General features: G+C 53.1%; 10 protein-coding genes, 1 tRNA gene and 1 rRNA gene. 8 read left to right on the top strand and 4 right to left on the bottom strand.

The genetic code is table 11. The annotated features are described in order from the left end of the window. The 6 genes from rrf to fabB all read left to right on the top strand — a co-directional run. A 5S ribosomal RNA gene (rrf, locus tag HZ297_RS12240) occupies positions 1-76 on the top strand; the annotation flags it as partial. Between the two features lie 63 nt (positions 77-139). Further along, the gene (locus HZ297_RS06880) at positions 140-952 is read left to right on the top strand and encodes a biotin--[acetyl-CoA-carboxylase] ligase (RefSeq protein ID WP_178862251.1); all 813 of its coding nucleotides are present in this window, start codon (positions 140-142) and stop codon (positions 950-952) included. Beyond that, complete coding sequence (locus HZ297_RS06875; RefSeq protein ID WP_178862250.1) at positions 949-1713, top strand: type III pantothenate kinase; 765 nt, start codon at positions 949-951, stop codon at positions 1711-1713. The genes HZ297_RS06880 and HZ297_RS06875 overlap by 4 nt, the downstream gene beginning before the upstream one ends. A gap of 39 nt (positions 1714-1752) precedes the next feature. Beyond that, positions 1753-1828: transfer RNA gene (locus tag HZ297_RS06870), tRNA-Thr, on the top strand. A gap of 123 nt (positions 1829-1951) precedes the next feature. After that, the gene (fabA, locus tag HZ297_RS06865) at positions 1952-2467 is read left to right on the top strand and encodes a 3-hydroxyacyl-[acyl-carrier-protein] dehydratase FabA (protein ID WP_178862249.1); all 516 of its coding nucleotides are present in this window, start codon (positions 1952-1954) and stop codon (positions 2465-2467) included. A gap of 3 nt (positions 2468-2470) precedes the next feature. Then, the gene (gene fabB / locus HZ297_RS06860) at positions 2471-3691 is read left to right on the top strand and encodes a beta-ketoacyl-ACP synthase I (RefSeq protein WP_178862248.1); all 1221 of its coding nucleotides are present in this window, start codon (positions 2471-2473) and stop codon (positions 3689-3691) included. A 120-nt stretch (positions 3692-3811) separates the two neighbouring features. On the opposite strand, the gene HZ297_RS06855 is transcribed toward fabB, so the two are convergent. From HZ297_RS06855 to ftsY, 3 genes are read right to left on the bottom strand one after another with little or no spacing between them, the layout of a single operon-like run. After that, positions 3812-4537: a transglycosylase SLT domain-containing protein gene (locus HZ297_RS06855; protein WP_178862247.1), complete on the bottom strand. Its 726-nt coding sequence runs from the start codon at positions 4535-4537 to the stop codon at positions 3812-3814. Next, positions 4534-5487: a DUF2914 domain-containing protein gene (locus tag HZ297_RS06850; protein WP_178862246.1), complete on the bottom strand. Its 954-nt coding sequence runs from the start codon at positions 5485-5487 to the stop codon at positions 4534-4536. Before HZ297_RS06850 ends, HZ297_RS06855 begins: the two co-directional genes overlap by 4 nt. 9 nt (positions 5488-5496) lie before the next feature. Further along, positions 5497-6618: a signal recognition particle-docking protein FtsY gene (gene ftsY / locus HZ297_RS06845; protein ID WP_178862245.1), complete on the bottom strand. Its 1122-nt coding sequence runs from the start codon at positions 6616-6618 to the stop codon at positions 5497-5499. A 253-nt stretch (positions 6619-6871) separates the two neighbouring features. Between ftsY and HZ297_RS06840 the strand changes: the two genes are divergently transcribed. Continuing rightward, positions 6872-8248 carry a M16 family metallopeptidase gene (locus HZ297_RS06840; protein WP_246261707.1) on the top strand — a complete coding sequence of 459 codons (1377 nt, stop codon included), beginning with the start codon at positions 6872-6874 and terminating at the stop codon, positions 8246-8248. Then, positions 8248-9552, top strand: a complete 1305-nt coding sequence (locus HZ297_RS06835) for a M16 family metallopeptidase (protein ID WP_178862244.1) — start codon at positions 8248-8250, stop codon at positions 9550-9552. Before HZ297_RS06840 ends, HZ297_RS06835 begins: the two co-directional genes overlap by 1 nt. Positions 9553-9624: 72 nt before the next feature. Here HZ297_RS06835 and HZ297_RS06830 read toward each other — a convergent pair whose 3' ends face one another. Further along, on the bottom strand, positions 9625-10647 hold the full coding sequence (locus HZ297_RS06830) for a glycosyltransferase family 4 protein (protein WP_178862243.1): 1023 nt from the start codon (positions 10645-10647) through the stop codon (positions 9625-9627). Between the last annotated feature and the right edge of the window lie 88 nt (positions 10648-10735).

Genomic DNA, 10735 nt, shown 5'->3' with positions numbered 1-10735 from the left:
CCGAACTCAGAAGTGAAACGTCTTAGCGCCGATGGTAGTGTGGGAGGTCCCATGCGAGAGTAGGTCATCGCCAAGCTTATATCCTAAAACCCGCCTACCTCACCGTGGCGGGTTTTTTTTTGCCTAATGAATACTAACCATGCTCTATTCCCGACATAAGCTGGCCGATCTTTTCCATCTGCGTTTTCCGGATACGCATTTTCTGTTTTTTCCCGAACTGCCTTCTACCAATGCCTATCTTAGAGAGCATGCCAAACAGTGTATGCCCAGTGCATTTTGCATGACGTCGATGCAGACAGCGGGCTATGGGCAGCGTCTCAGAAAATGGGAATCTACGAGTGCCACTTTAACGTTCAGTTTGCTGATGCGCATTAACCAACCATTGGCGGCCCTGGAGGGTTTTACGCCACTGATTGGCCTGAAATTGATAGAGGCTCTTTGCAATTACTCCGATGATACGTTTTCAATTAAATGGCCTAATGACATCTATATGGGTGGCAAAAAGGTGGCCGGTATCCTGGTTGAAACCGCTTTGTGCAAGGAAACCTATACGGATTTGGTTGTGGGTATCGGTATCAATCTGGATTCACCGTACGAGGTTATTCAAAATGAGCAGAGTGTCCTTGCCGATAAGGTGAATGCGGGGTTTGTCAGACTGCGATCAGATATTACCGATAATATTGAACAGCTACTGGCGGATATTGTTGATAGGTTGCTTGATCTTGGTCAAAATTTTGTACCCGGCCTGTTTGAAAGTTATGCATTGAATTATCGATTAGTTGATTATTTCAAAGAGCATGAGACTGTAATTGTGTATGATAACGGCCATCATCAAACGGCTTACTACATAGGCCTTAGCAAAGCCGGCGCCCTGCAGTTATTGGTAGAGAATGAATTGGTAGAATACTGCACGGGTGCCGTCTCCATTAGAAAATATAATGAATTAATATGACTGAATTATTTATCGATATTGGCAATAGCCGCATCAAGTTTGCGCTTGCCGATTCACAACATTTAGAGTTCTTAGGGGCTTTTAGCATTGCGGAGTTGAACACTGTCGATCTCCTGGTAGATTTGCTTGAGGACTTCGATATTCAACCGGATCGAATTTTTATTGTTTCGGTGGGGTCAGCGCAGTTTGAACATGATTTGCGTGAAGCCATCGCAATCGTCTGGCGTGAACACCCTGTTTTCCTCTCCACGCAAGTAGCCTGTTGCGGATTGCAAAATGGTTATACGCAGCCTTTGCAATTAGGTGTCGATCGTTGGATGGCTATGCTGGGTGCGCGTTCATTCACGCATAAGGATTTTATTGTGATTGATGCGGGCACGGCCATTACCGTGGATGCGGTTGTGGAGGATAAGCATCTCGGCGGATTTATCTTTCCCGGCCTGTCCACCATGCGTCAATCCTTGACTTCCGGTACAGCTAAACTGTCTGCTGATTGTAGCCAGTCGCTTATGGCGGAGCAGTCGGCATTTTTGGCGACCAATACGGCGGATGCTATTTGCGGCGGTTCGCTTTATATGGCGGCGGCTACATTGAACAACTTGTTGTTCGATTTGCAGGCGGAGTTAGGCGCCACCTTCAAAATTTACCTTACGGGCGGCGATGCCAAGCTTATTGCGCCCCTGTTAAACAGCAAGGTTGAGTTGGTAACTGACCTGGTTTTGCAAGGTATGCGACAGGTCACAGAAAGTTTAAAAAAATAGTTGACTCCGTTGTTTAAATCCCTATAATACGCCTCATTCGCCGACATAGCACAACTGGTAGTGCAACTGATTTGTAATCAGTAGGTTGGGGGTTCGAGTCCCTCTGTCGGCACCATCATTCAAAAGCTCGTATTGTCAAAAATACGGGCTTTTTTTGTATTTAAAACCGCTCAATTGCTATGTGTTAGCGCTAACTGTTATAATGCCTGACGCATTTTCTATAAAATCGGAAAACCGAATGGAACAACAATCAAGTTATACAAAAGAAGAGCTCTTGGCCTGCGGACGTGGAGAGTTATTTGGTCCGGGTAATGCGCAATTACCGCTGCCACCCATGTTGATGTTCGATCGCATCACACACATCGCGGAAGAAGGCGGTGCTTATGGCAACGGGCAGATCAAGGCCGAGCTGGATATAACAAAAGACTTGTGGTTCTTTGAGTGCCATTTTAACGAAGACCCGGTTATGCCCGGCTGTTTGGGCCTGGATGCCATGTGGCAGCTGATTGGCTTCTTCCTGGGGTGGACTGGCGGTCCGGGACGCGGTCGTGCTTTGGGTTCAGGCGAAGTGAAGTTTTATGGACAAGTGTTGCCTACCGCTAAGAAAGTCGAATATGTCATCGATATGAAGCGCGTTATTAAACGCAAACTTTACATGGGCATTGGTGATGCTAAACTGTATGTCGATGGACGTGAGATTTATAGCGCAGCGGATCTCAAAGTCGGTTTGTTTACGAATACGGATAATTTTTAAGCTATGAGAAGAGTTGTCGTCACTGGTATTGGGATTGTTTCCAGTTTGGGAAACAATAAAGAAGAAGTTACCGATTCATTGCGTAACGGACGCTCGGGTATCGTATTCGCGCCCGAGTATGCGGAAAACGGTTTGCGTTCGCAAGTTCACGGTGCCGTTAAGAATCTGGATTTTGCCGAGCATATCGATCGTAAGCAATTGCGTTTTATGGGTGATGCAGCTGCCTACAGCTATATCGCCATGCAGCAGGCGGTAGCCGATTCGGGGTTGACGCCGGAGCAGGTCTCCAATCCGCGCACCGGTCTGATTGCCGGTTCGGGCGGTGGTTCCAACTCCAATTCGACCGAGGCGGTGGCGATTGCACGCGAAAAAGGCGTGAAGCGTATCGGACCCTATATGGTAACGCGTACCATGGGGTCAACCGTCTCGGCGTGTCTGGCGACTCCTTTCAAGATCAAAGGGCTTAACTACTCGATCAGTTCAGCCTGTTCAACCTCCGCGCACTGTATCGGTAATGCCGTTGAACAGATTCAAATGGGTAAACAGGATGTTGTGTTCGCCGGCGGCGGCGAAGAGCTGCACTGGACCATGACGGTTCTGTTTGATGCGATGGGTGCCTTGTGCTCAAAATACAATGACAATCCGGCGGCGGCCTCGCGTGCTTATGACGCGGACCGTGACGGTTTTGTTATCGCCGGCGGCGGCGGTATGGTGGTTATCGAAGAGCTGGAGCACGCCTTGGCGCGCGGTGCGAAAATCTATGCCGAAATTACCGGTTACGGTGCCAACTCCGACGGATACGACATGGTTGCGCCTTCCGGCGAGGGTGCGGTGCGTTGTATGCAGATGGCGTTGTCAACGGTCAACGGCGAGATTGATTACATCAACCCGCACGGCACCTCTACGCCGGTGGGCGATACCAAAGAAGCCGCGGCCATCCGCGAAGTGTTTGGTGCCAAGGTACCTAAAATCAGCTCGACTAAGTCGATGTCCGGTCACTCTTTGGGTGCGGCTGGGGTGCACGAGTTCATCTACAGCTTGTGCATGCTGGAGAACGACTTTATCGCGCCTTCCATCAATATCGACACCTTGGATCCAGAGTGTGAAGGTATGCCGATTGTGACGCAGTTGATTGAAAATGCCGGCCTAAACCGCATTATGAGCAACAGTTTCGGCTTTGGCGGCACGAATGCTTCGCTGGTCTTCGAGCGTTACAAGGGCTAATTTGCCGTTGTAAAAACTCAACAGGCCGGGTGTACAGCTCAGTCAAAAAAACCGCTTTTAAGCGGTTTTTTTGTATCTGCATTTTGTATCTGCATATTAGGTTTTGAGATGTTTTGAGGCTCAACGGAAAGGTTTTAAATCCGTGCTGGTATCGCGTGTGCTCGCTGCCGGAGCGGGTTTAGACACCGGCTTTTTCTCGACGACAGGTGCAGCCGTGGTTTTGCGGGTGGTTTTGAGTTGAATCGGTTCGGCGGAGTCGGCAATGTAAGCATCGCAATTTTGCAGCTGGGTACGATAGACATTGGCTTGATTGGCGACCTTTTGCGCGACCCTTTTAAGCCAGGGTTTCTGGTTGTAGGTTCTGCGCGAATAACCGCCGCGCCCTTCGTGGTAGGCCAGATAGAGGTTGTAGGTGTCTTTGCGGGAAATCCCGAGCTGCCGCGACGACTCGTAGTTATACCAGCCAATAAAGTCCAGGGCATCCTCCACGTCGCTGCGGCTTGCGCCCCAGTTGCCGCTGGCTTTCTGATAGTCCTTCCACGCGGGGTCCTGGGCTTGGGCGTAGCCGTAGGCCGAGGAGTCACGCGGTAAGGGGATCAGCCCCAAAAAATAGGGGCGTTCGGGCTGTGCATCGTGTTTAAAACGGGATTCCTGATGTACAAACGCCATCAAAATATAGCTGGGCACGCCCCAGCGTTTTTCCGAGGCGCGTGCCGCATCCTGCCAATCGTCGTCAAAGTCGTAGATGGCGCAGATGTTGTTATAGGTCGATTTCGGCGGATTGGAGCTGCACCCCGCCAAAAGTCCCAATACCAGTAATCCGCTCCATGCCTTGTTGATACTCATAGACTGCCATATACAAAGTTCTGTCGATAAATAACCGCTTTATCCTGGTTTAGAACCTCAACGCGCCATTGCCCCTGCCAGGCGCTGGTGAGGCGTTTGCTTGACCAGGTCCGGTACAGGTTACTGTGAATAGTCAATGGAATCAATGCCATTTCGCGATCATTGTGGATCCAGCGATGATAGAGCGTCTGGCCTTCGGCATTTTTAATCTGCGTAAAGAAATAGAGCTGGCGTACCGGCTTGGGCACACGACCAGTGAAGATTTCACCCGGTTCTCTGTTGACGACTTCGGCGCTCAAGACCGCCTGCTCAATCTGAATATCGCTTGTAACGATCGTCTCTTCGGTCAAGACCGGCGACTGCTCGGCCAGATATTGTTCGCGCGTCAGGTTCAGGTCTTCACGCTGCTGTGTGGTGAGTAACGCTAAAGAAAGCGGGTTTTCATCGGCTTGAACGGTGTTTTGGGTTGTTGATTCCGCTTCCGCCGGCGCTGCAGGTGTGTTCTGGAGGACGGGTGGCGCAGAGTCATCGGATGTCTGAACCGTTGCAGAGGTGGCCTGTTGAGTTGCTTCGACCGCGACCGGAGGCGTTATTGGGGTTGAAGAGGCTTGTGCGGCTTGCGGGGCAGGTGCCGGGCTAATTGCGCTGACGTCTTGCTTTTCCTGCTGGATATTGTGTATGAGGCCGAATGCGGTTGCACTCCCTCCCACCAGTAGCATCACGTACCACGCCAACCGCTGGCGCCAGGGCGAGGCCGATTTGGCGGCCTCAATTTTGGCAGTTATCTCAACCTGCGCCTGCTCCCAGCCCTGTTCAAAAAACGTTCGGGCCGCCGGATCGTAACGGATGTCGCTGGGTGCCTGCGTTACTGGCTTGCCTTCGTAGGCGAAGCGGAAGCCTTTTTTAAAGGCATAGAGATGTTTGGCGTTTTGCGTTTCGGGCAGGCGCATAAAAAAGCCTTAAGCGTTCTGGTCGAACAGGGCCTCGGTAAACTCCTTGGCCTGGAAGGGACGAAGGTCGTCTATCGATTCGCCCACGCCGATAAAACGCACCGGAATGCCGAGCTGTTCGGCCAGTGCAAAGACAATGCCGCCTTTTGCGGTGCCGTCGAGTTTGGTGACGGTAATGCCGGAAACGTCAACCGCTTCGCGGAACTGACGCGCCTGATTCAAGGCGTTCTGTCCGGTGCCGGCATCAATCACCAGCATGACTTCATGCGGTGCGCTGCCATCCACTTTCTGGATAACGCGTTTGACCTTTTTCAACTCTTCCATCAGGTTGGTCTGGGTATGCAAACGTCCAGCGGTGTCGGCAATCAATACATCGATTTTTTTCGCCTTGGCCGACTGGATCGCATCGAAAATCACCGCCGCCGAGTCGGCTCCGGTTTTCTGGGCGATGACCGGCACCTGGTTGCGTTCGCCCCAAGTTTGCAGCTGTTCCACCGCCGCCGCACGGAAAGTATCGCCCGCCGCCAGCATCACCGACTTGCCTTCGTTCTGGAATTTTTTGGCGAGCTTGCCGATGGTGGTGGTTTTGCCAACGCCGTTGATGCCGACCATCAGAATCACATAAGGTCCGTCATGTTCGGTCAGGTGCGCGTTGATCTCCAACGGCTGGCTAATCGGTTCAATAATGGCCTGCAGCTGCGCTTTCAGAGCGTTGAACAAGGCATTCGGGTCTTTCAGCTCTTTGCGGCTCACCTGTTCGGTGAGGTTGCCGATAATGCGGTCGGTCGCCTCCACGCCGACATCGGCGGTGAGCAGAATCATTTCGATCTCGTCAAGCAGGTCGGCGTCGATCTCTTTGCGCCCTAACAGCAGGCTCGCCAAACTGTCGGTAAAGCCGCGGCGGGTTTTGCTCAGGCTGTTTTTTAGGCGGGTGAAGAAGCTGCTTTTAGGCTCTTTGTCTGCAGTGGCGGGCGCGGCTTGCGGTTTGTTTTCAGATACTGCTGCCGGTGCGGTTTCTGCCTCCGCCGGGAGAGTTGTGGGCGTTTCGGTTGCCAACTCGGGTTGAGCGGCAGGGGATTCTTCAACTGTTTCGGTTGGCGTTGGTTTGTTGCGGCGCAAAAAACTGAACATGCTGATTTCCTGTTAGACGGATTGGCCCTGGACGTTGTTGAGACGTAACATGCAGGCAACCAATCAATTTTAAAACCCAGCGTAAGGCTTGGTTTTTAAGAGTTTGTTAATACTTGAAATGGATTATTGGGCTATTATAAATCAATCTCAAAATGGGTGGGGCAATGTTGCTTATCCCCGCTGTTAATTGGCCAGCCGCGCGTTATGACGCGGTTTTTGTTCGCACAATCCTTCCGCTTTAAGGTGGGTATGCATGAAGAGGAATACAAGAGTGAAGGTGATGAAAAAGCTGGCATGGGCCGCCTTGGCCTTTTCGCTGACCGCGCCGGCGCATGCCAAAATTTCGGAGTTTAGCTTGGATAACGGCATGAAGGTGCTGGTGAAAGAGGATCATCGCGCACCGGTGGTGGTGCAACAGGTCTGGTATCGCGTGGGTTCCACCTATGAATCGCCGGGCAAGACCGGTCTGTCGCATATGCTGGAACACATGATGTTCAAGGGTACCAAAAATCTGCAGCCGGGCGAGTTTTCCAAAATCGTGTCGCGTTTGGGCGGCGAGGAAAACGCCTTTACCTCGGCTAACTATACCGCTTACTATCAGGTGGTCGGCAAACAGCATCTGGAAAAGGTCATGCAGCTGGAATCGGACCGCATGCGCCATCTGGTGATCGACGAAAGCGAGTTTTTGAAAGAGCGCGATGTGGTCACCGAGGAGCGCCGCTGGCGTTTGGAGGATAACCCCTACTCCAAGTTGAACGAGCAATTCAACGCCACGGCGTTTTTGAACAGTCCGGCGCGCAACCCGACCATCGGCTGGATGACGGATATTCGCAGTTATACGGTGGACGACCTGCGCGACTGGTACCGCCAGTGGTATGCACCCAATAACGCCACTTTGGTGGTGGTCGGCGATGTTGACCCGCAGCAGGTGTTGTCTTTGGCAAAACGTTACTACGGCGCGTATCAGCCGGAAAAAATCGAGGCCACCAAGCCGCAGGTGGAAATCGAGCAGGAAGGTTTGCGACGCATCGAACTCAAAGGCAATACGCAAGTGCCGTCTTTGCAGATGGGTTTTCATGTGCCGAGTTTGCTGACCGCTGAAAACAGCCGCGAGGTTTATGCGTTGGCGGTGTTGAGCGCGCTGCTGGATGGCGGCGAAAGCAGCCGTTTGCCGCAGACTCTGGTACGCGGCAAGCAGCTCGCGGCCGGCGTGAGTGCCGGTTACAGCGCCACTGACCGGCTGGATACGCTGTTTGAACTGACTGCCACGCCGGTCGAAGCCGGTAAGTTGCCGGCGTTGGAAAAGGCGCTGTTGGATGAGGTGGAGAAGTTGAAAACGGCGCCGGTCAGTGCGGCAGAGTTGCAGCGCGTGTTGGCGATGGAAGAGGCCGATCATGTTTATTATCGCGACTCCATCCAGGCGCAGGCGATGATTATCGGCTCGTTGGTCAGCGTCGGCTTGCCGGCGGATACCTTGGACAAATGGATCGATAATCTGCGTTCGGTCACGCCAGAAGAGGTCATGGCGGTGGCCAAAAAATACCTGACGCGTGATAACTTGACGATTGCCACGCTCTACCCCGATGGCAAGGATCACTCCCATATCAAACCTTACAAGGGGAGATTGTAATGAAACCTGTGTATAGCCTTTTCATAGCCGGCCTGTTGAGTTTTGCGAGCCTGCCGCTGTGGGCGAATGTCGATATCCAGACCTGGCAGACCTCCAAAGGTGCCAAGGTGATGTTTGTGGCGGCGCCGGAACTACCGATGCTGGATATTCAGGTGGTGTTTGACGCCGGCAGCGCGCGAGACGGCGATAAATGGGGCTTGGCGTCACTGACAACGACATTGGTGGGCACACGTACCGCCGCGATGACGGAGGAACAGATCAACGCCCGCACCAATGAATTGGGCGCGCAGATCGGCGGCGATGTGGATCGCGACAAAGCGACCTTTTCGCTGCGTACCATCACCCGTGAGGGCGTGTTGCAGCCGGCGTTGGATCTGTTTAAAACGAGTTTGACGCAAAGCCGGTTTGACCCGGAAATTTTTGAACGCGAACGGCAGCGTACGCTGGTGGGGTTGCGTCAGCAGCAACATTCGCCGGAGAGTCTGGCGCAAAACGCCTTTTGGAAAAACCTGTACGGCGATCATCCCTATGCCCATCCGGTGTCGGGAACGGTTGCAACCGTGGAACAGCTTAAACTGAAGGACGTGCAGGCTTTCTATCAGCGTTATTTTGTGGCGGCCAATGCCACCATTGCGATTGTCGGTCAGCTGGATGTTAAGCAGGCCAAGCAGATCGCCGAAAATCTGACCGCCACCTTGCCGCAGGGCGAGAAGCCGCAGGCGTTACCGCAACCGCAAGCAGTCAGTAGCGTGAAGCGCGAGATTGTGCCGTTTGATTCGTCGCAGACCTATTTTCGCATGGGGCAGATCGGCGTGGCACGCGGTGACGCCGATTATTATGCGCTGTTTCTCGGCAACCATCTGCTTGGCGGCAGCGGCTTCGGTTCGCTGCTGATGGAAGAGGTGCGCGAGAAGCGCGGGCTGGTTTACGGTGTGGGCAGCGGCTTTGCACCGATGCGCGTGGCCGGACCTTGGGTGAGTTATCTGTCGACCAAGAACGCCTCGGCCTTGGAGGCTGAAAAAGTGGTGCGCTCGACCATCGAGACGTTTTTGAAATCGATTGACGACACGCACTTTGAGGCCATCAAGGAGAATCTGGTGGGCGGCTTCCCGCTGCGCATCGACAGCAATGCCAAGATTAGCGGCTATATTGCGATGATCGGCTATTACGGTTTGCCGCTGGATTATTTAGAGCAGTTTCCAAAGCGTATCCAGGCGTTGAGCAAGCAAGAGGTGCTGCAAGCCTGGCGTAAACACTTCGACTTGAGCAAGCAAGTCACCGTGATGGTCGGGCAGCCCGCCTAAATCGTCTTATCTATTTCGGGTTGGCGGATTCCTTGCCAACCTGTTTCATTTTCTACCCGGCCTGTTGAGTTTTTAATCGGCATTTTTTGCGGGTGGTTTCTGCGTTATCGGAGCCAGGGCTTTTAAGAAGGTCTGGGCGCAATGTTCCCAGCTGAAGTGTTCGGCATAGTGGCGACAGGCTTGGCGGTCGCACTGTTTGGCCAGTTCAATCGCCGTCGACAGGTCGTCGTTTAGGGCGCCGACGTCTGCATTAATTACATCCAATGGGCCGGTTGCCGGGTAAGCGGCCACCGGTGTGCCGCTGGCGAGCGCTTCCAGCATGACCAGACCGTAAGTATCGGTTTTGGAGGGGAAGACAAACACGTCTGCCGAAGCAAAGAGCTGTGCCAGCTCCACGCCGGTTTTTTTGCCGAGAAAATGTGCCTGCGGGTAATGGTGTTGCAGCGAGGCTAAATCGGGGCCGTCGCCCACCACCACCTGACTTCCGGAAAGTTTCAAATCGAGGAAATCGCGCAGGTTTTTTTCCACTGAAACGCGGCCAACGTAGAGGTGGATGGGCGCTGCAAACGGTAAAGCGATTTTTCTATCGGGATGAAACAGGTCGGTATCGACCCCACGGTTCCATTGATGCAGATGGTTGAAGCCTTTGGCTTGGAGTGAGTCGATCAGCGTGTGGGTGCTGACCAGCGTGCGCGTTGCCGGGTGGTGAAACCAGTGCAAAAACCGGTAGCCCCAACTGACTGGAATAAACGGCAGGCGTTGGTTGAGGTATTCGGCAAATTTGGTGTGGAAGGCGGTGGTGAACGGCCAGCCGTGGCGTTGACAGAAAGCGCGGGCGCGCCAACCCAGCGGCCCTTCGGTGACGATGTGCACGGCATCGGGGGCAAAGGTTTCAATGTGTTCTTGGAAGTGTTTGGCCCGCCAGACTATCGGCACTTCGGCATAGCCGGGCAGCGGCAGGCTTTTGAACAGGCCGGGGTGGAGAACTTTGATGTGATGGCCGGAGGCTTCCAGTGCGGCGACTACATGGTTCATGGTGGTGACCACGCCGTTGGTCTGCGGTTGCCAGGCATCGGTGATAATCAGGATTTTCATACACTGAGCTTATTTTATGAGTTCTGTTGGATTGCATTATGCTTTGCCAAAACCGAAGATAGATGTCAGAAATATGAAGTTTTGCGGA

The sequence above is a fragment of the Thiomicrorhabdus cannonii genome (genome assembly GCF_013391695.1).
GTDB lineage: Bacteria > Pseudomonadota > Gammaproteobacteria > Thiomicrospirales > Thiomicrospiraceae > Thiomicrorhabdus > Thiomicrorhabdus cannonii.
Note: the sequence above shows the minus strand (reverse complement) of the source record. Positions and strands in the feature narration are given on the sequence as shown.